Origin of the sequence: Pseudoalteromonas sp. c7(2019) (assembly GCF_011378625.1) — a bacterium.
Lineage (GTDB): Bacteria > Pseudomonadota > Gammaproteobacteria > Enterobacterales > Alteromonadaceae > Pseudoalteromonas > Pseudoalteromonas arctica.
In genome coordinates, this window is the sequence record NZ_WTKS01000008.1 from 97,128 (window position 1) to 117,600 (window position 20,473).

Here is a 20,473-nt window from a genome sequence, read left to right on the forward strand (position 1 = left end):
ATGATTAAGTATTATTGCGGATTGGTATTATGTTGATAAATGAAAAGTTAGAGTAAAAAAATAGCGAGAAGTGAGTCTTCTCGCCATTTTTAATTAAGTGTAATCTCGACGGTTAAATAACTTTAATGCCGATTGATTTGCCACAACTTAAAACCTCTATTTATTTAATAGAGGTTTTAAGTAATGCCCTGTATGTGAACGCTCACATTCGGCTACTTCTTCTGGTGTGCCTGCAATGAGTATTTCACCACCGCCAGCACCGCCTTCAGGTCCTAAATCGATAACCCAATCTGCTGTTTTAATTACATCGAGGTTGTGCTCAATAACAACAATTGTATTGCCGTGATCGCGAAGTCTGTGCAATACAACAAGCAGCTGTTCAATATCAGCAAAGTGTAAGCCTGTTGTTGGCTCATCTAATATGTAGAGCGTTTTACCTGTATCGCGCTTTGATAGCTCGCGCGCTAGTTTTACACGTTGCGCCTCACCACCTGAAAGAGTAGTAGCGGCTTGTCCTAAACGAACATACGATAAACCAACGTCCATCAGCGTTTTAAGTTTACGGGCAATAGCCGGTATTTTATCAAAGTAATCATGAGCGTCTTCAACAGTCATCTCAAGCACTTGGTGTATGTTTTTACCTTTGTATTGTACTTCGAGTGTTTCGCGGTTATAGCGTTTGCTCTTACATACATCACACGGTACATACACATCAGGCAAAAAGTGCATTTCAACTTTAATTAAGCCGTCACCTTGGCACGCTTCACAGCGTCCGCCTTTAACGTTAAAGCTAAAGCGACCTACTTTGTAGCCACGTGAGCGCGCTTCTTGTGTACCTGCAAATAACTCACGAATACCGGTAAATATACCTGTGTAGGTTGCCGGATTTGAACGCGGAGTACGACCAATCGGGCTTTGGTCAATATCGATCACTTTATCAAAATGCTCTAAACCGCTAATTGATTTATACGGTGCCGCTTCGGCTGTTGTTGCGCCATTTAACTCTGTATGAGCAAGTTTAAATAAAGTGTCGTTTATTAGCGTTGATTTACCCGAGCCCGATACACCTGTCACACAGGTCATTAAACCAAATGGGATTTTTAAATCCACATTTTTAAGATTATTACCCGTTGCGCCAAATAGCTCTAGCCACTTGTCGTTCGTTGGATGACGTTTTTTTGGTATTTCTATTCTACGTACGCCTGATAAAAATTGGCCCGTAACAGACTCTTTGCTTGCTAAAATATCGTCGCGTGTACCTTGAGCAATAATATGCCCACCATGAACACCCGCGCCTGGGCCAATATCAATAATATGGTCAGCGGCACGAATAGCATCTTCATCGTGCTCTACTACAATAACGGTGTTACCTAAGTCGCGTAAATGGACCAGTGTTTGTAGCAAGCGGTCGTTATCGCGTTGATGTAATCCAATAGATGGCTCATCTAGTACGTACATTACACCTACAAGACCGGCACCAATTTGGCTCGCTAAGCGGATACGCTGAGCCTCACCGCCTGATAGTGTGTCGGCGCTGCGCTCAAGTGATAAGTAATTTAGGCCAACGTTAATTAAAAACGATAAACGGTCGCGAATTTCTTTTAGTATTTTTTCAGCTATTTGGCCTTTTTGTCCGGTTAGCGTTAACCCTTCAAAAAACTCCATAGCTTCACCAATACTCATGCACGTGATTGCAGGTAAGTTGGTTTTTCCAATAAATACATTTCGAGATTCTTCGCGTAAACGCGAGCCATTACAGCTAGGACATGCTTGGCTTGTTTGGTATTTAGCAAGCTCTTCGCGTACTGAGTTTGACTCAGTTTCGCGGTAGCGGCGATTCATGTTGTTTAAAACGCCTTCAAACTCATGATTGCGCGTAATTAAATCGCCACGGTCGTTACGGTAATTAAACGCAATTTTAGTGCTACCAGAGCCATCTAAAATAATTTTTTTCGAGTCGCTGTCTAAATCTTGATAAGGCACATCTAAATCAAAACTATAATGCTCAGCAACGGCTTGTAGCATTTGATAGTAATAAAAGCTGCGTTTATCCCAGCCTTTAATTGCACCGCCAGCAAGGCTTAACTCGGGGTTATGCACTACGCGATTAGGATCAAAATATTGACGTATACCTAAACCATCACAGGTTTGGCACGCACCAGCTGGGTTATTAAACGAAAACAAACGCGGCTCAAGTTCAGTCATTGCATAGCCACAAGTAGGACAGGCAAAGTTTGCTGAAAATAGAATTTCTTCAGCGCTGCTATCATCCATGTATGCTACATGCGCAACGCCATTAGACATTTCAAGCGCGGTTTCAAACGATTCTGCTAAGCGTTGTTGTAAGCCATCTTTTACTTTAAAACGGTCTACAACAACTTCAATTGTATGTTTTTTATGAAGCTCAAGTGTTGGTGGATCAGATAAGTCACATACTTCACCATCTATACGGGCGCGAATATAACCTTGGCTCGATAGCTGTTCTAATAACTTAACATGCTCACCTTTACGCTCTTTTACTATTGGCGCAAGCAGCATTAACTTACTGCCCTCAGGCAGTGCCAAAACAGTATCTACCATTTGACTAACGGTTTGCGCAGCAAGTGGTAAATCATGTGTAGGGCATCGTGGTTCGCCAACGCGGGCAAACATAAGTCGTAAATAATCGTAAATTTCGGTAATAGTACCCACAGTTGATCGTGGGTTATGAGACGTTGATTTTTGCTCAATAGAAATTGCTGGAGAGAGGCCTTCGATGTGATCTACATCAGGCTTTTCCATAAGCGATAAAAATTGTCTTGCATACGCAGAGAGTGATTCAACATAACGGCGTTGTCCTTCTGCATAAAGTGTATCAAATGCAAGTGATGACTTCCCCGAACCAGATAGACCAGTAATAACTATTAATTTATCACGTGGGATGGTTAGGCTGATGTCTTTTAAATTATGCGTACGGGCGCCTCGGACTTCAATGTTTTCCATGCTATCTCGTTTATTACCAAAATTATTTACTCAGTATCGCATAATACGAAGCAATATTAATCCTTGATCAATGAAAAATCCTTACTTATAGGCGATTAATTATTGCCAAGCTTATGGTAGAATCCCAACCTCAATTTTTCATAGAGTAAGATCACGCAGATAATGACCGCATCTTCACTTAATTCACGAGAAAAACGCGCCGCAGTATCGCTGGCGAGTGTGTTTGCATTTAGAATGCTCGGCTTGTTTATGCTGATGCCTGTATTGGCTATTTATGGACAATCGCTTGAAGGTTTTTCGCCTATTTGGATTGGTTTTGCCATTGGTGCGTATGGTTTAACGCAAGCCGTATTGCAAATACCTATGGGTCGATTATCCGATAAGATTGGTCGTAAAAAGGTTATTGTTGGTGGCTTAGTCGTATTTGCTATTGGCTCTGTAGTTGCTGCATTAGCTGACTCTATTCAAATGGTTACCGTAGGCCGCGCTCTACAAGGTATGGGCGCAATAGCCAGTGCGCTACTCGCGTTTGCTTCAGATTTAAGCCGCGATGAGCAACGACCAAAGGTAATGGCCGTTATTGGTATGAGCATAGGAATGAGCTTTGCCTTTGCTATGCTACTTGGGCCAATTGTCGCAGCTTCGTGGGGTATTGCGGGTGTATTTTGGTTGACTGCTATTTTAGCTGTTTTTGGTATATTTATAGTGACTATGCTAGTGCCAAATGCGGTAAATAAAGCGCCCAAAGGCGATACATTAGCAAGCTTTAGCGACATTAAAAAACTAATTAAGCACCCTCAGTTAGCACGATTAAATGCAGGTGTATTGCTATTACACTTAACGCTAACCACAATATTTGTCGTACTGCCGAGTCAATTAATTAAAGATGGCTTAGTTGCCGACCATCACTGGTATTTATATATTCCAGTGCTATTTTTAGCATTTTTATTAATGGTACCAATAATGATTGTAGCCATTAAAAAAGAGAAAGAAAAACAAGCATTTATTGGCTCAGTAGCCTTGTTAACTATTAGTATGCTAGCAATGTCGGTATGGGTTAATAGTGTAGTAGGCATTGCTGTGTGTATGCTGCTTTATTTTGTGGCGTTTAACTTTTTAGAAGCCACTATGCCTGCGCTTGTATCGCGAATAGCACCTGCAAGCCAAAAAGGTTCGGCAATGGGTGGCTACTCATCTAGTCAGTTTTTAGGCGCCTTTTTAGGCGGTATGTTAGGTGGTTATGTAGCACAAACTACAACGACGCAAGCTGTGTTTGCGGCAGCGGCACTTGTTGGGTTAATATGGCTTATTATTGCGTGGAAAATGCAAGTCCCACCCAAAAGTAAAGTTATTAGTTTAATGACCAAATTAGATTCTGAAGAGCATGCTCAAACACTCGCTTCTCAGTTAGTTGCTTTACCAGGCGTAATAGAAGCAACTGTGGTTCGCGATGAAAGTCGCAGCTATTTAAAGATTAATGATAAAGAATTTGACCTAGACCAAGCACGTAAAGTAGCTGGTTTAATCTAACATTTATAGGAGATGGTTCCATGGCACGCGGTGTGAACAAAGTAATTTTGGTTGGTAATTTAGGGCAAGATCCTGAAGTTCGTTATATGCCTAACGGCAATGGTGTAGCAAATATTACCTTAGCAACTTCGGATAGCTATAAAGATAAAAACACTGGCCAAATGGTTGATAAAACTGAGTGGCATCGTGTTGTGTTCTTTGGCAAATTAGCTGAAATTGTTGGTGAATATTGTCGTAAAGGTTCACAAATTTATGTTGAAGGTAAACTTCAAACACGTAAGTGGACCGATCAACAAGGCCAAGAAAAATACACTACAGAAATAGTTGTAGATGGCTTTACTGGTCAAATGCAAATGTTAGGCGCACGTGGTGGCGATCAGCAAAGTGGTGGTTACCAAGGTAATCAGCCGCAAGGTGGACAACAAGGTGGTGGTTACCAAGGTAATCAGCCGCAAGGTGGTCAACAAAGTGGTGGTTACGGTCAAAATAACCAAGGCCAAGCCGCACAGCAAAGTGGCTATAATCCGCAGCAACAAGCCGCACCAGCAGCACAACCAAAACCGGCTCCAGCACCACAGCAGCAAAGTAATCAATATCAGCCGCAAGGTGGTTATGCACCACAGCAAAAAAGTGCACCACAACAGCAAGGTGGTTTCGCTCCTAAACCACAAAGTGCTCCGCAAGGTGGCGCATCAAACCCAATGGAACCAACCATTGATTTTGACGACGATATCCCGTTCTAAATGATATAAAGTTATTAGTGTAATACTCATATTAGACCTCGTTTTTACGGGGTTTTTTTATACGAGCTGTGTAGTGAGGGCAACCCAGAACTATCAATGAATATCGTCATTAAGCAATAAAATGAAATAGTATTAGTAAACATGTTAAATTATGGTGGTATTTACATTTTATTTAATTGATATATATATCGTTAACACTTACCATTAAAGGACTTTCACCTTGATTACGCAATGAGAAACATGAAAACTAATATCTTATTTTTATTTCTTGTTTTTCAATTTGTGAGTCCAATTTCAAACGCTCAACCTTCTTCAAATGTTACTCATGTTTTATTTATAAATTCAACAAACCAAGATATGCCTTGGCACAAAAGTGTTGATTCTGGACTGCGTAAAAAACTTATAGAACGTTCTTTTAGTTATGAACTCTTCGTTGAAAATATGGATGTAAACCGATTCGATGAAGCAAATCAAAAACAGTTAATGAAGGACTACCTCAAACAAAAATATAAAAATAAGCACATCGATATCATTGTTACTCAGTCTCCTTCTGCAGCAGTACTTTTATCGCAATTAGATGACTTTTTTATAAATGCTTCAAGAATATATTTGGAACCAGGCGCTCAATTTAGTTTGCCTAAAAATACTAACGGAGCAGTGATCCAAGCTAAATTAGATTACGCGCAAGCAACAGCAAGCGCTGTTAATTTAATGAAGCCTAAAAAATTAATCGTTATATTAGATACAAAAAACGATATTGGGATGAGCTTTTATCGAGGGCTCTTTTCGGTTATTAACCGTGACTTTTCGTATTTAGACGTAGAGAAGTGGTTTGATCTTTCAATGCCAGAGCTGCTCACTAAAGTAAAAAATGCGCCAGATGATTCAATTATATTGTTTACTCCCATTTTCAGGCATTACGACAATAAATCCCTTAGCCCTTATCAGCTCGTAGAGCAATTAGCAAAAGCAAGTTCTGCGCCCGTTTTTAGTTATTGGGAGGTACTATTAGGCTCAGGTGTTGTTGGTGGGTATGTGTTGTCGGGTGAAAAAATAGGCGAACGCATTGCCGATTCGATAGTTTTATACAATGAAAATAAAAGCTTAAGTGAAATCAGTGGTGAAGGGCTAAGTGTTTACGCTTATGACTGGCGTCAATTAAACAAGTTCGATATAGCTCCACAAAGCTTGCCAGAAAAGTCGATCATATCTTATTACGAGCCAACCTATTTTGAGCAAAATAAAACATTAATTTACAGCGCTACTGCGATTATTTCTATTCTTAGCAGCTTTTTAGTTTTCGTATTGTTTTTAAATCAACGCCGCATTCAACTTTTAAAAGAGCTTGATGAAGAAAAGCAAAGATTAGAGTCTCGCGTTGATCAGCGTACTGAAGAACTGTTGCAAGCCAAAGAAGAGGCCGAAAAGCTGACATCCGCTAAGTCTGAATTTTTAGCAAATATGAGTCATGAAATTAGAACCCCTATGAGTGGGATTATTGGCTTAACCAACATTTTGCTCGAAAAAGGTTTGCCTGGGGAATATGAGCATTATTTAAATAAAATTAAATATTCTTCAGATCAACTCCTTGTAGTTATTAACGATATTTTAGACTTTTCAAAAATTGAGTCTGGAAATATTAACCTTGAGGAATTTCCTTTTTCTGTAAATTCGGTTGTTGACTACATCAAAGCAACTTTTGATGAGCTAGCTCAAAGCAAAGGGATCACATTTGATATTGTCATTGGTAAAGAGGTTAAGCTCGATTTAATAGGTGATGTAGTTCGAATAAACCAAGTACTGCTAAATTTATGCTCTAACGCAATTAAATTTACTACACAGGGCTTTGTATCGGTATTAATAGAATCAAAAAGATCGTTAGCTGATCCTAAGAGCGTTTGTTTGTATTTCATTGTTAAGGATTCCGGTATTGGGATTGCCGAGCAAAGCCTTACCGATTTATTTGAATCTTTTACTCAAGCTGACAGCTCTACAACCAGGAAATTTGGCGGCACAGGTTTAGGTTTAACTATAAGTAAGCGTTTATGCCAATCGATGGGTGGGGATATAACGGTAAAAAGTACTCAAGGTGTAGGTAGTGAATTTATAGCTTCGATTAAGGTGAAATTGAATAACCAAGCGTTGATTGATAACACTCCCGACCTAACATTTACTGATTCGTTTGAGGTATTAATTATAGATGATAATGAAGATGATCTTAAGGTAATTGAAAATCAGCTAACGGCTATGGGGCTGGTATGTACGGCCTGTCAATCTGCTAAACAAGCTGTTGATATTATTGAACACAATAAAGAGAAATTTAAAATTATTATTGTCGACTGGGCTATGCCATCAATGAGTAGCGAAACTTTTTTAATACGCATTTTCAATATTAATCCTCAACTTTATAACAACACGATTGTGCTTATAATGAGTGACGAAAGTTTACTTAATAATGCAGCCAAAAAAGTAAGTATAAAAACTATTTTGCAGAAACCTGTATACACGAGTGTTTTGTATGAGGCGATTGAAAGTAAAGTAGTAGGCCCTCTTAATGAAGTGCCTATAGTAAACACCGTAAGTGAAGCGTCGCTGACAGGTATAAAAATATTGGTTGTGGAAGATAACTCGATCAACAGGCTTATCGTTACAAACATACTAGAGAAGGCTGATGCTCAAATTTACTTGGTTGACAATGGATTAGAATGTATTCAAGCCGTGAAATCACAATCGTACGATATTATTTTGATGGATATTCATATGCCTATTATGGACGGGGTTGAGGCGAGTAAAATTATTCGTAGCGATAGTGACAAAGCAATCGCAAATATTCCAATAATTGCTTTAACAGCTAATGTTATGAAAGATGATATTACACGATACTTATCCATTGGCATGAACGCCCATGTTGCAAAGCCTATTAAAGCGCAAAATCTACGTGAAACTATAATCCGCTGTTTAAATAAATAGCTGAGCCATTAAAGTGATTTAATAATTATTCATATTAAGTACCTATCGTAATGTCTCCCGTTGCTTGAGCCTATTTTGGATAACTTAAAAAGACAATTCATAAAATAGAATCTGGCCACCGGTTGCTATATGAAGTCTCATACATTCTTTTCCCCATATGTTTATTTCAGCAAAGGTTGAATTATCAATGTCAGAAGTTAGTGAGTTAGGCACCATAAACAAAGCACATCGCTTCGCTGTACACACTACAAACAAAACGCGCTTAAGCTTGAGGATTCAATATTATCTATTTATAAAATAAAGGGCATAGTTGTTTGTTTTTGTAAGTTCTCGTTTATCTGAGTGTTTTTTGTTTAGCGCTATTAATAAACGTTTAAACTTAGTTTACAGCCTTGTACTTCTATAGATATTGAACAACACTTTAGTTAATAATTTAACGAGTGGCAGGCTATGCAAAAGAGTAAAATCTGGCTTTTAAAGTACTTCAAAGGTATCTCTTTTGTCTTATTTTTAATGATACTTATTAGTTTTAATTTCGTTCTAAATGATGCATTACATCAAAAAGTTCATGCTTCTGGCCAGCAGTTCGTTAAACAAGTTTACGAGCTGAATTTATCTCCTTCTATAAACAATGAAGTGTTGGCCGCATTAGCTAAAAGTGAAGGTTTTGTGTTGGAAGTGCCAAAGCCTGCAGAGCATTTTAGGCATTTAGTAAATATAGAGCGCGAAGTTTTTTCTTATAAAACATTAAGTTTGAGCCTCTATCATTATCCTGCTTGGGTAACACAAAGTTACTTATTTATATTGCTAAACTTGATCATATTAGGCGCAGCTAGCTGGTCTTATCGCTGGTGGGGGTTATTGAATGTAAGCCGCAAAGTTACGCCTAAAAATACAATGATACAACCTACTAAAATTATTAAACAAAAACAAAATAAAATACGATTAATTAAACAAGTAAAAAAATGCGAATTAAGTTCTTTGTATGGGGGTAATACAGCATCACATAGCTTATTTTTACTCATTGAATGTAACTTTGATAAGAAAACCGATAAAGAAGCTATTTTTAAAGTGTTAATCACTAGAAAATTGACTGAATTTAAAGATGTGTCGGTAAAAATACTAAATTCCAGTTACTTGGCCGTAACCTTGCCACACATTCCTATTCCCGAGTTAGACAGCTACGTTGAAAAGCTCCATAAAAGTGTGTTTTTACTATGCCAGAATCATCAAAAAAGTATGACTCATAAAAACATTAAAATAGGTGCGTGCGACTATCGATTAGGCGCAGATAAAATTGCGGTTTATCAGTTAGCAAAATCAGCACTTATGCTATCGCAAAACAGCTTAGTGCAGCATTCTCACCGCTTAGCGTTAAATTACTGTCAAGAAAAACCACTTTCTAGTAAGCAAGTTATCGAAAATATTAAAAAGAATAAATTTATATTATTCTTCCAGCCTTTATTTGAGCTCTCTAGCGGGGAAATTTTAGAACATGAAGCTCTTATTAGGGTTAGGCATAGCCAACTTGGTTTACTAGCTGCTCGTTATTTTATTAATCAGGTTTATAGTAATCAAGACGCTTTAATATTAGATAAAGCAGTAATAACACAAGTTAAAAAGCTAATGCTGAGTGAATCTTCGGCCTTAACAGTTAGTGTAAATCTACACCCTAAAAATTGGTTTAATAATGTATTTTGGGAATGGTTACCTAGTCAAATAGCAGAGCTTAAATTAAGTGCTAAATTACAATTTGAAATAAGTGAGGCTGAGTTTTTTACTCATAGAGAATCGATAACTAATGCACTAAATATAATTAAAAAAAGCCGTTCACAAGTTGTGATTGATAATGTAAAAAGTAGTGAAAAAGTAGCTGTATTAGCTAATTATAACCAAGTATGCGGGCTTAAATTATCATACGAACTAATTCATTTATTAAATGAAAAAACTCAAAATCAAAGGCAAATAAAAAAGATAGTTGAAGCCGCAAACCTTTTAAATTTACCTGTGTATGCCGTTGGTGTAGAAACTCAAAAAGAGTTGTTTACGCTTGCCAAATTGGGAGTGGTGGGAGCTCAAGGGTTTTACTTTTCAGAGCCACTTCAAGAGTTTACGCAAGCGGTATTTAATTAAATTAACCCTCTATATTTAAGTCCATTCAAGCCCTGAAGCCCGCCAGTATGAACCGCAATAATTTTACTCCCAGATGGGAAATAATCTTGCTCAATAAGTTGCCACAATGCATACATCATTTTTCCGCTGTAAATAGGTTCAAGCGGTAGATTATGTGTGCGACTCATATCTTGGCAAAACTGCCACAACTCAGGAGAAAACTTACCATAGCCACCACCATGAAACTCTGTGAGTAAATGCCAGTTGTTTTGGCTTTTGGCTTTGTTACTTAGTTTTTTAATTTCTTCATTTAAATAATTAGCTTGTTTTAATACTGCTACACCAATCACTTGTGTTGTTGAAGCACTGCCTTCTATTAATCCAGCAAGCGTGCCACCACTACCGGTAGGGCACACTAAGTAGCTATGCTCAGGTAAGCTTTGTACTAACTCTTTACATCCTAATAAGGCGTGCTCGTTAGTGCCACCTTCAGGAATAATATAAGCATTTGGAAAGCGCTCTTGCAGAGCATTAAGGTAATCGGTGTCGTGGCGTTTTCGATACTCTATACGATTAACTACATGTAGGTTCATACCACAATGTTTTGCAAATTGGATTGTTGGGTTGTTGTTATCCAGTTCAGGTCCGCGAATAATCGCGCGAGTTTTTATATTAAATTCTTTTCCGGCAGCTGCACAGGCGTGAATATGGTTTGAAAACGCACCACCAAAAGTCAGAAGTTCTGTTTTATTTATCTTTTGCATGTACGCTAAATTATATTTTAATTTACGCCATTTATTGCCACTTATTAGCGGATGGAGCAAATCATCACGTTTTATACCTAAATAAATTTTTCTCTTTTTTAGAAACGAGCTATGTATTTGTTGAATATAGTTATTTTCATCTATTTTGAATGTTTCATGCATTTTTTTGGTTTTCAATTTGGCAAAGTAGTTAAAATGTACGACACTTATTTCATACACAATTAACAATAGTAGCTATATGAAAGAAAAGCTGTTTTCATGGTTAAATCGTAGTTTAGATCCAAATACAGCTATTGGTGTTGCAACTTACGCAGATACTGTTAACGCAGTATGTTTAAAAAAACAACGCGACCAATGGATGGTTCACAGTTCTCACAGTGTAAATGTGTCTGAGCAAACCGATTATACCGCTGCAATTGTTGCTTGTACAAATGAGGTTTCTACTGATATTTGTGCCGTTAATTTAGTCATACCGCACTACTTTTATCAAATAGTGCAAATGGATAAACCAAACCTTAGTGATGAAGAAATTATTCAGTCACTCCCTTGGACTACAAAAGATTTAGTTGATATAGCTTCTGAAAATATTGTGGCTGATTTTATCGATTATCCAATAACATTACCGATGCAAAGCAGCAAAATGAATGTGTTTATTACGAATAAGCTGCAACTACTTCCGTTTATAGACAGTTTTGAACAAACTAAACCTGTTTTGCGTGCAATGACCTCTGAAGAAATGGTTTTAGTTACCTTGTTTGGCTCATACAAAGAGGCGCATATGCTGATTGTGCAACATGCTAATCATGAACCTCGAATCTTAATTATTCGTGATGGGCAATTAGTATTAGCTAGACGATTAAATGGTTTTTTAGGTATTTCTGATAAAGATCAAAATCAAGAATTGATAGAAGCGTTAGGATTAGAAATTCAGCGTTCTATGGACTTTTTTGAAAGCCAGCTCAAGCAACCACCAATTCGCAGCATTCAGTTACAGTGCGATGATTTATCTTCATTAACTCTTAGAGCCGGGCTTGCAGAGTTTTTACAAGTAAAAGTTGTAGATTTTGAGCCTAACTTAGAATTAGCGCAGCAATTAGAGCCAAATTTTTATTATGCGCTTGGGGCAGCCTATCAATTAACAGATCCTGAGTCTGTGCTATGAAAACCCGGATTAACTTTTATCAAAAAACCTTACGCGTACGGCGAGACCCAGTCCCTTTGTCTGGAATGATTACGTTATGGTTAGGTGCGCTATTAATTATTGCAATCACGTGGGCTTTTTACAGTTATAAAACATATTCTAGTGAGCTTGATTTAGAACAAAATAGGCAATACCTCAAACAAGGAAAAGCTCAGTTAGAAGTTGTAAAACAGCAGTTAGCAGAGAAACAAAATAAAACACTCTTTATTAATGAGCTAAAAACACTTCAGCAAGAGGTTTTGCACAAGCAGCAAATATTTAGCTATTTAGAGCAAAGTTCAGATCAGTCTGCAACCGATTACGCACAGGTAATGCACGATTTAGCTAAGTATCATGAACCTAATATTTGGCTGACCCACATTAAGTTTGTAGGGCAAAGTGTGACGCTTCAAGGTCAAACATCGCAATCAAAATTCTTACCAATTTGGTTTGATAATTTAAAACAGTCGCCATTTTTTATTGATAAAGAGTTTTCAGTTTTAGAGTTATCTACGCAAGCAGGTGTGAGTGAATTTAATGTAGCGACAGAGCTTAGTGATGAGGGCGATAAACCATGAGCCAAACAATAAGTAGCCAGAATAATAAAAATAAAGGTTGGCCATTATGGGTCAAATACCAAGCTCAGTTTGCATCGCTGCAAAAACGTGAGAAGTATTCCACCTTATTTGTTGGTTTGTTTATAGTGATTTACCTCGGTCTCTGGTTCGTTATTTTTCCACAGCAAGATGAAGTTGCCAACATACGTTCAAAGCACAATACAACGCTGCAAGAGTTACAGCAGATAAATGCGCAACTCTCCATGTTAAACCAAGCACTAAACTACGACTACACTAAGGTTTTACGCGGTCAAATTGCACAAACCAGAGATGAATTAGCCGAAATAAATAATCAACTTAATAGTTTTAGCCAAGGCTTTGTAGCTGCTAAAAATGTACCTGCCGTTTTAAAAGATTTGCTCGTAGATAGTAGCGACGTAAAAGTGAGTAGCTTTAATGTCAAACCAGCACGGGCTATCGATGTAGAAAAACTAGGTGAACATGATACGCAAACATTATTTTTTGAGCATCAGATGGTAGTTACTTTGCAAGGTAGCTACTTTAGCTTACAAAAGTATTTAGCCGCATTAAAAAATAATCAAGATAAGTTATTAATACAAGAGTTTAGTTATCAGGTACTAGAGTACCCTCAAGCTGAATTAACTTTACAAATTGCTACAGTGAGCGCTAATGAAAAATTTATCGCATTATAATTTATATTTTTTATTACTTTTGTTCGCTTTAGCACCGAGTGCGCTTGCGCAACTTCGCGATCCGACTCAGCCAAATATGTTCGTGAGTAACAATAGTCCAGTTAAGCAAAGTACAGAACTTAAATTGCAATCTATTATTAAAAACAGTACAGCATTTAAGGCCATTATTTCAGGCCATATTTATCGAGTTGGTGATGCTGTAGATGATTTTCGGGTGCTAAGCATTAACTCAAAACAGGTTGTGTTAGCAAATGATGATAAACAAATAAAATTAGAATTATATGACTATGAAATTAAAAAATAATTTATCTCATCCGTGGCTTGTTCTTCTATTGTTACCTACATTTTTAACTGCGTGCCATAGCTTTAAACCAGGCAAAGAGGTTAAAAATCATATAGAGCAAGAGTTATCTGAAAGACCTACAGAGCCTAAAGTAATTGCGCCTTTACAAATGCCAAGCGAACTTACACAAAGCTTATTGTCATCTATAAATAATGAGCAAACTATAAGTGATGATTTATCTATCAAGCGTTTTGATGTCGCAGCAAATGATGTCGAAATAGGCGCTTTTTTTGCAGGCTTAACAGACGATACCCCTTTTAGTGTTGCTGTGCATCCTGAGGTAAATGGCACAATTAATTTAAATCTTAAAAGCGTTACGTTTAATGAAGTCATTAATGTTATTAAGCGTATGTATCCTTTAGATATTGTTAACGAAGGACGAATTGTACAAGTACTACCAGCCAAAATGCGCACAGAAACAATACCTGTAAATTATTTAATGATGCAACGCCATGGTCAGTCTACAGTGAGTGTTGTTGCTGGTGGGGTGAGTCAATTTGCACAAAGTGGCAGTGGTTCGAGTGGTTCAAGTTCAGGTAATAGTAACCAGCAAAATAGTGAATTTGGCGGCGATAATCAAAGCTTAGATTTAAATGGTTCTCGAATCCAAACAATTAATAAAAACGATTTTTGGAAGGAATTAGAAGTTGCCCTTAAGTCTTTAATTGGCGCAAGCGATGGGCGCTATGTTGTTGCAAGCCCACAAGCTAGTTTGGTAACCGTAAATGCATTACCAAGCGAAATTAGTCAGCTAAAAGAGTTTTTACGTCAAAGCCAAGAAAACCTACAACGCCAAGTTATTCTAGAAGCAAAAATAATAGAAGTAACCTTAAAAGATGAGTACCAACAAGGGGTCAACTGGGAGCGCATAGCCAGTGGTTTAGAAGGCGGTATTTCGTTTGCTACAACAGCGGGTTCTACAATTAGTAATAGCATTTCGGCTGCCATTGGCGGAGCGTCATCGCTAACCATTCAAAAAGGTGACTTTAACGGGGTTATTAATTTGCTAGAAACCCAAGGTGATGTGCAAATGTTATCCAACCCTCGTGTTACGGCTACAAACAACCAAAAAGCAGTTATAAAAGTAGGGCAAGACGAATACTTTGTTACTAATGTATCAAGTACGACGGTAACAGGTACTGCTACAACTACCTCGCCTGAGATTGATTTAACGCCGTTCTTTTCTGGTATTGCCCTTGATGTAACGCCGCAAATTGACAAGTACGGCTCAGTTATTTTGCATGTTCACCCTTCAGTAACTGAAACAGAAGAGCAGCTAAAAGTAATTACTTTAGACGATCAACGTTTTGAGTTACCTCTAGCGCAAAGCAACATTCGAGAGTCAGATACCGTTATTCGCGCTCAAAGTGGCGAAATAGTGGTTATTGGTGGTTTGATGCAAACGTCAACACAGGATGAAGAATCAAAAACACCCGTGCTGGGTGATATCCCCATATTTGGCAACTTATTCAAAAGTATTCGTAAACGCCAAGAGAAAAAAGAACTAATTATTTTAATCAAACCAACCGTTGTTATGCCCGATACTTGGAAAAAACAACAAGGTGAAAGCCGTCAGCTTTTAAAAACATGGTATGAAAATTAACTATGTATTTAAGCTTTTTTAATTTGAGTGAAATGCCTTTCACATTAACCCCTAACACACAATTTTTTTGTGCACTTGAACCGCACCATGAAGCGATGCAAGTGCTAACAACAGCCATTGAAATGGGTGAAGGGTTTATTAAAGTCACCGGTGAAGTTGGGACAGGTAAAACGTTGCTTTGTAGAAAACTATTAAACCAACTTGAGCCAGATTACATTGTGGCTTATTTACCTAACTCTTATTTAAGTCCTGAAGAGCTTAGATGGGCGATTGCAATTGAACTGGGTATGGATGTAGATAAAGCATTGGACCAACAAGCACTAGGGCAGCTTATAAATCATCACTTACTCGACTTACAAGAAGATAATGAGCGCGTAGTGCTTTTGATAGATGAGGCGCAATGCTTGAGTTGGGAGACTCTAGAGGCGCTGAGATTATTTACAAACTTAGAAACAGAAAGCGAAAAGTTGATTCAAGTTGTGTTATTTGGGCAACCTGAACTTGATGAAAAACTGGCAAATAATAAAGTAAGGCAGTTACGCCAACGTATTAGTTTTTCGTATAAATTACGGGCGATGACTGGCGCTGAGGTTGTTTATTATATTAATCATCGCTTACAAGTTGCAGGATTTAATAGGCCTCCTTTATTTAATAATAGTATGGGGCTTAAGATTGCCAGAGCAAGCCGTGGAATTCCTAGGTTAGTTAATATTTTATGCCACAAAGCACTATTACAAGCGTACGGTGAAGGGTTAAATACAATAACAAATCGCCATATTCAGCTTGCCATAAAAGATACTGAAGACTGCGCAAAATACCGAACAGGCCAATATTGGAGTTATAGCGCTTTAATGTTTAGTGTTTTAGCTATTGCTGCCATATGGGTATGGAGGCAGTGGTTATGAGCGTTATAAATAATATGCTTAAAAATATTGAGCAACGTGAAGCTAAACAAGTGAATATTCAAGAAGGTATAAGCGTAAAGCCAATATATGATGTAAAAAACATTGTATTTAAAGCCGTAATTTTACTTATTATGCTAAGTGTCATTTTTTTAGCATACCTGTATTTACCGACCGCCGACAAAAAAGAAACTCAACGTGAGTCTGTGTTACCACAGCAAAAAATGGTTGCGGTTTTGAGCTCTAATTTATCTGATTCTCAAGATGAAAAAAGCACTGTAGAGCCTTTAGTTGAGCAAGAAGTTGTGAAGAAGGCTGTGCAAGTTGAGCAAATAAAACCAGAAGTGAATGATTTAGCTGAATCCAAGTTGAGTGAAGCAACATTACTGGTTTCTCAACCAACGGCTGAGCCGGTTGTAATTGCCGAGGTTAAACAAAGCCCTGCACTAGCTAAAGATAATGTGTTAGTGGCTAGCGAAGTTATTGTCAGCAAGCCAAAAATTACTTCAGTGGCTAAAACTAAGCCACAAAATACTATGATCAAAAGCGCGGCAGAAACTAAGTCACCACAGGCTTTATTAGTCGAGCAATTAGCAGCAGCTAAACAGGCAATACAGTTTGGCTTATACAACGAAGCAATTAGTGATTTAAACATTATTTTAGCGCAATCGCCTTTACATGTTGAGGCCCGAAACTTACTGGCTGCAACTTACTTTAGACAGCAAGATATAAATTCTGCGCAACAGGTTTTGCAATCAGGTATTCGCCAAAACCCTGACGTACTTGAATGGCGTGTAATGCTAAGCAAAATACTCATTATGCAACAACAGTATGAAGGGGTATTACTGCTTTTAAGTGATGAATTTGAATCCCAGGCGAATCTTGATTTTTGGGTGCTGCAAGGTACTGCTGCGCAAAGTGCGAGTAAGCACCATAAAGCACTTGAAAGCTTTAAACATCTTACACAGCTCCAGCCTAGCCAAGCCAAGTGGTGGCTTGCACTTGCAACCTCAAAAGATGCATTAGGAGAGTACCTCGATGCTAAACAGCTTTATAAGGTGGCTCTAGATTTAGGTGGGTTAAATACCGCTATGACCCAGCATGCATTACAGCGTTTAGTTGCACTAAAGGAGGCCGTATGAGACCTAGTTTAAAAATGCGCTTAGGCGATTTACTTGTTCACGAACACATGATCACCGAAGCGCAACTAAGTGAAGCATTAAATGTTCAAGCTGCAACGGGCCGTAAATTAGGTTCGACACTTATTACACTTGAGTTTATTAGTGAGCCACAATTATTACGCTTTTTAGCGCAGCAATTACAGGTACCTTTTTTAGATATATCACAGCGAAAAATATCACACGATGTATCTAAGCTTTTATCTGAGGTATATGCGCGTCGTTACAGAGCACTAGTAATCGAAGATAATGGTGACTCTGTTTTGGTTGGGATGAGCGATCCTGCTGATTTAAGGGGGCTTGATCAACTTGCGACTATGCTTGCTCCTAAACGAATAGATTTAGCTGTTGTACAAGAAAGCCAAATCATGGCTGCATTTGACAACGTATATCGTCGTACAGATGAAATTACCAACTTTGCAGCACAACTCCATGAAGAATATCAAGACGTAGAAGAGTTTGATTTAAACTCTTTAGGTGATGAGACATCCGATGCAACCGTTGTAAAGTTACTGCAATCAATATTTGAGGATGCTGTGCAAGTTCGCGCATCTGATATTCACATTGAGCCAGATGAAGGTTTGCTTCGCATTCGTCAACGTGTAGATGGAATATTACAAGAGCACACTCTTAACCAAGTAAAAATAGCATCGGCACTAGTGCTACGTTTAAAGCTTATGTCGGGATTAGATATATCTGAAAAACGCCTCCCTCAAGATGGCCGGTTTAATATAAAAGTGCGCAGCCATAGTATTGATGTGCGCCTATCTACCATGCCGGTTCAGCATGGTGAATCAGTTGTAATGCGCTTGCTTGATCAATCTGCAGGATTATTATCGTTAGATGAAACAGGCATGCCGGCACACATATTAAAACGTGTGCGCAGCATTATAAAACGTCCACATGGCATGGTTTTAGTTACTGGGCCAACAGGCTCGGGTAAAACAACCACACTTTATGGTGCATTAAGTGAGTTAAACCAACAAGAAAGTAAAATTATTACAGTAGAGGATCCTGTTGAGTATCGTATTGGACGTATTAACCAGGTACAAATAAATAATAAAATAGGGCTAAGTTTTGCCAGTATTTTACGGACCGCTCTAAGGCAAGATCCTGACATTATAATGGTTGGCGAAATGCGTGACCAAGAAACCGTAGATATTGGATTAAGGGCCGCTTTAACAGGCCACCTAGTACTATCAACGTTACATACCAATGATGCAATTACCAGCGCTATGCGCTTAATCGACATGGGTGCACCGGCTTACTTAGTGGCAAGCTCACTGCGAGCGATTATTGCTCAGCGATTAGTAAGGCGAGTATGTAATGACTGTAGAGTACCGTACTTGCCAGATCGCCAAGAAATAAGTTGGTTAAAATATTTAGGCGAAGAGATTACAGATGCTCAATTTTCTAAAGGGCAAGGTTGCACAGCATGTAATCACACTGGTTATAAAGGACGTGTAGGTATTTTTGAGTTGCTCGAAATGGATGATGCAATGATGGATGCATTGCGCGCTAACGATACACAAGGCTTTGCAAAGGCTGCTAAAAATAGTGCTAACTTTTCACCACTCTCGGCTATGGCATTAAATTACGCTAAGAAAGGTATTACCTCTTTAGATGAAGTATTTAAAGTGGCTGAATATATCCCAGAAATAGTAGGGGATATTGATGCAACTATATAGCTATAAAGCGAAAGACAGCAAAGGTGTATTGGTAAAAGGCCAATTAGAAGCGAGTAACCAAGCTGGCGTAGCTGATAGTTTAATGAAGCGTCAATTTATACCCATATCAATTTCTTTAGTTGAAACAAAAAATAATATTAAAATTTTTGATAATTTATTTGTCGAAAAAATAACGCTAGACGACATGATTATGTTTTCTAGACAAATGTATTCGCTACTAAAAGCGGGTATTCCAATTATACGAGCAATGATTGGATTGGCAGATACAACACAAAATAAAGAATTTAAAAATGTATTGATGGAAGTTACCAGGCAACTTGAGCAAGGCCGCGACTTATCCAGTGCAATGGCAATTCATAACGAGGTATTTAGCCGCTTAACTGTGTCAATGGTAATGGTTGGTGAAGGTTCTGGCCGATTAGAAGATGCATTTTATCAACTCGCTATTTACTTTGAAAAAGAACAGGAAACTCGTAAGCGTATCAAAGCAGCTATGCGCTACCCTACTTTTGTTATTTTGGCTCTTGTAGCAGCTATGGTCATTTTAAATATTTTTGTAATTCCTACCTTTGCGAGCATGTTTGCCAAATTTGATGCCGAATTGCCGTTAATGACACGAATATTAATTGGCACCAGTAGCTTTTTTGTTAACTATTGGTGGTTGCTATTAGTTGTGGGGATTGGAGCGGTATTCGCTTGGAAGCGTTATTTAAATACAGAACCAGGACGCTTCAAGTGGGATCAATATAAATTAAAAATCCCCTTTATTGGCGATATTTTAAAACGTACGTTGCTTGCACGTTATAGTCAAAGTTTAGCTATGGTATTACGGTCTGGTGTACCTATGACCACGGGATTATCGCTAACAGCGCATGCTGTAGATAATAGCTATATGGAAAAAGCGATTATTACTATGCGCCAAGATATAGAAAAAGGCGATAGCTTACTTAGAGCCTCAAAAAGTTCTGAGCTGTTTTCTCAGCTTGTATTACAGATGGTCGCCGTAGGTGAAGAAACCGGTCGGGTTGATGAGTTACTTCAAGAAGCAGCTGATTATTATGAGCGTGAAGTTGATTATGACTTACGAAGCTTAACTGCAAAAATAGAACCTATTTTAACTGTGTTTGTTGCCATTATGGTGCTGATTTTAGCATTGGGTATTTTTATGCCTATGTGGAACATGATGTCGGCAATTAAAGGGAATTAAG

At 38.1% G+C, this 20,473-nt stretch carries 15 protein-coding genes; 13 read left to right on the forward strand and 2 right to left on the reverse strand.

Going from position 1 to position 20,473, the window contains the following annotated elements; all coding sequences use genetic code 11:
• Nucleotides 1-156: 156 nt before the first annotated feature.
• A complete protein-coding gene (uvrA, locus tag GQR38_RS10735; RefSeq protein WP_165721220.1) occupies nucleotides 157-2,982 on the reverse strand; it encodes an excinuclease ABC subunit UvrA in 2,826 nt (941 codons plus the stop codon).
• A 162-nt stretch (nucleotides 2,983-3,144) separates the two neighbouring features.
• On the opposite strand from uvrA, the gene GQR38_RS10740 reads away from it, so the two are divergent.
• From GQR38_RS10740 to GQR38_RS10755, 4 genes are all read left to right on the forward strand, one after another.
• A complete protein-coding gene (locus tag GQR38_RS10740; protein WP_010553785.1) occupies nucleotides 3,145-4,512 on the forward strand; it encodes an MFS transporter in 1,368 nt (455 codons plus the stop codon).
• Nucleotides 4,513-4,532: 20 nt separating this feature from the next.
• Nucleotides 4,533-5,255, forward strand: coding sequence for a single-stranded DNA-binding protein (gene ssb, locus GQR38_RS10745; protein ID WP_007586300.1), 723 nt, complete (start codon nucleotides 4,533-4,535; stop codon nucleotides 5,253-5,255).
• A gap of 240 nt (nucleotides 5,256-5,495) precedes the next feature.
• Nucleotides 5,496-8,225 (forward strand): response regulator, encoded by a 2,730-nt coding sequence (locus tag GQR38_RS10750; protein WP_165721219.1) that lies wholly within the window; start codon nucleotides 5,496-5,498, stop codon nucleotides 8,223-8,225.
• Nucleotides 8,226-8,738: 513 nt separating this feature from the next.
• Nucleotides 8,739-10,358, forward strand: coding sequence for an EAL domain-containing protein (locus tag GQR38_RS10755; protein WP_165721218.1), 1,620 nt, complete (start codon nucleotides 8,739-8,741; stop codon nucleotides 10,356-10,358).
• Here GQR38_RS10755 and GQR38_RS10760 read toward each other — a convergent pair.
• The gene (locus tag GQR38_RS10760) at nucleotides 10,355-11,263 is read right to left on the reverse strand and encodes a pyridoxal-phosphate dependent enzyme (protein ID WP_165721217.1); all 909 of its coding nucleotides are present in this window, start codon (nucleotides 11,261-11,263) and stop codon (nucleotides 10,355-10,357) included. The genes GQR38_RS10755 and GQR38_RS10760 overlap by 4 nt on opposite strands.
• Nucleotides 11,264-11,339: 76 nt before the next feature.
• Here GQR38_RS10760 and GQR38_RS10765 point away from each other — a divergent pair, with 76 nt between their 5' ends.
• The 9 genes from GQR38_RS10765 to GQR38_RS10805 are packed head-to-tail and all read left to right on the forward strand — an operon-like array spanning nucleotide 11,340 to nucleotide 20,472.
• Nucleotides 11,340-12,263 (forward strand): hypothetical protein, encoded by a 924-nt coding sequence (locus GQR38_RS10765; protein WP_024589870.1) that lies wholly within the window; start codon nucleotides 11,340-11,342, stop codon nucleotides 12,261-12,263.
• Nucleotides 12,260-12,859 carry a PilN domain-containing protein gene (locus GQR38_RS10770; protein ID WP_231609141.1) on the forward strand — a complete coding sequence of 200 codons (600 nt, stop codon included), beginning with the start codon at nucleotides 12,260-12,262 and terminating at the stop codon, nucleotides 12,857-12,859. Before GQR38_RS10765 ends, GQR38_RS10770 begins: the two co-directional genes overlap by 4 nt.
• Nucleotides 12,856-13,551 carry a hypothetical protein gene (locus GQR38_RS10775; RefSeq protein WP_007586316.1) on the forward strand — a complete coding sequence of 232 codons (696 nt, stop codon included), beginning with the start codon at nucleotides 12,856-12,858 and terminating at the stop codon, nucleotides 13,549-13,551. The genes GQR38_RS10770 and GQR38_RS10775 overlap by 4 nt, the downstream gene beginning before the upstream one ends.
• Complete coding sequence (locus GQR38_RS10780; protein ID WP_165721216.1) at nucleotides 13,529-13,855, forward strand: agglutinin biogenesis protein MshK; 327 nt, start codon at nucleotides 13,529-13,531, stop codon at nucleotides 13,853-13,855. Before GQR38_RS10775 ends, GQR38_RS10780 begins: the two co-directional genes overlap by 23 nt.
• Nucleotides 13,839-15,497, forward strand: coding sequence for a pilus (MSHA type) biogenesis protein MshL (gene mshL / locus GQR38_RS10785; protein ID WP_165721265.1), 1,659 nt, complete (start codon nucleotides 13,839-13,841; stop codon nucleotides 15,495-15,497). The genes GQR38_RS10780 and mshL overlap by 17 nt, the downstream gene beginning before the upstream one ends.
• Nucleotides 15,498-15,499: 2 nt before the next feature.
• Entirely contained in the window at nucleotides 15,500-16,402 is a 903-nt protein-coding gene (locus GQR38_RS10790; RefSeq protein ID WP_007586321.1) for an AAA family ATPase, read from the forward strand.
• Entirely contained in the window at nucleotides 16,399-17,541 is a 1,143-nt protein-coding gene (locus GQR38_RS10795; protein WP_165721215.1) for a tetratricopeptide repeat protein, read from the forward strand. Before GQR38_RS10790 ends, GQR38_RS10795 begins: the two co-directional genes overlap by 4 nt.
• Nucleotides 17,538-19,265: a GspE/PulE family protein gene (locus tag GQR38_RS10800; protein ID WP_024594461.1), complete on the forward strand. Its 1,728-nt coding sequence runs from the start codon at nucleotides 17,538-17,540 to the stop codon at nucleotides 19,263-19,265. Before GQR38_RS10795 ends, GQR38_RS10800 begins: the two co-directional genes overlap by 4 nt.
• Entirely contained in the window at nucleotides 19,252-20,472 is a 1,221-nt protein-coding gene (locus GQR38_RS10805) for a type II secretion system F family protein (protein ID WP_165721214.1), read from the forward strand. Before GQR38_RS10800 ends, GQR38_RS10805 begins: the two co-directional genes overlap by 14 nt.
• Nucleotide 20,473 lies beyond the last annotated feature (1 nt).

Excerpts from the sequence above, each read along its gene's own strand:
- uvrA (WP_165721220.1), bottom strand. The coding sequence starts at position 2,982 with ATGGAAAACATTGAAGTCCGAGGCGCCCGTACGCATAATTTAAAAGAC.
- GQR38_RS10740 (WP_010553785.1), top strand. The coding sequence starts at position 3,145 with ATGACCGCATCTTCACTTAATTCACGAGAAAAACGCGCCGCAGTATCG.
- ssb (WP_007586300.1), top strand. The coding sequence starts at position 4,533 with ATGGCACGCGGTGTGAACAAAGTAATTTTGGTTGGTAATTTAGGGCAA.
- GQR38_RS10750 (WP_165721219.1), top strand. The coding sequence starts at position 5,496 with ATGAAAACTAATATCTTATTTTTATTTCTTGTTTTTCAATTTGTGAGT.
- GQR38_RS10755 (WP_165721218.1), top strand. The coding sequence starts at position 8,739 with ATGATACTTATTAGTTTTAATTTCGTTCTAAATGATGCATTACATCAA.
- GQR38_RS10760 (WP_165721217.1), bottom strand. The coding sequence starts at position 11,263 with ATGCATGAAACATTCAAAATAGATGAAAATAACTATATTCAACAAATA.
- GQR38_RS10765 (WP_024589870.1), top strand. The coding sequence starts at position 11,340 with ATGAAAGAAAAGCTGTTTTCATGGTTAAATCGTAGTTTAGATCCAAAT.
- GQR38_RS10770 (WP_231609141.1), top strand. The coding sequence starts at position 12,260 with ATGAAAACCCGGATTAACTTTTATCAAAAAACCTTACGCGTACGGCGA.
- GQR38_RS10775 (WP_007586316.1), top strand. The coding sequence starts at position 12,856 with ATGAGCCAAACAATAAGTAGCCAGAATAATAAAAATAAAGGTTGGCCA.
- GQR38_RS10780 (WP_165721216.1), top strand. The coding sequence starts at position 13,529 with ATGAAAAATTTATCGCATTATAATTTATATTTTTTATTACTTTTGTTC.
- mshL (WP_165721265.1), top strand. The coding sequence starts at position 13,839 with ATGAAATTAAAAAATAATTTATCTCATCCGTGGCTTGTTCTTCTATTG.
- GQR38_RS10790 (WP_007586321.1), top strand. The coding sequence starts at position 15,500 with ATGTATTTAAGCTTTTTTAATTTGAGTGAAATGCCTTTCACATTAACC.
- GQR38_RS10795 (WP_165721215.1), top strand. The coding sequence starts at position 16,399 with ATGAGCGTTATAAATAATATGCTTAAAAATATTGAGCAACGTGAAGCT.
- GQR38_RS10800 (WP_024594461.1), top strand. The coding sequence starts at position 17,538 with ATGAGACCTAGTTTAAAAATGCGCTTAGGCGATTTACTTGTTCACGAA.
- GQR38_RS10805 (WP_165721214.1), top strand. The coding sequence starts at position 19,252 with ATGCAACTATATAGCTATAAAGCGAAAGACAGCAAAGGTGTATTGGTA.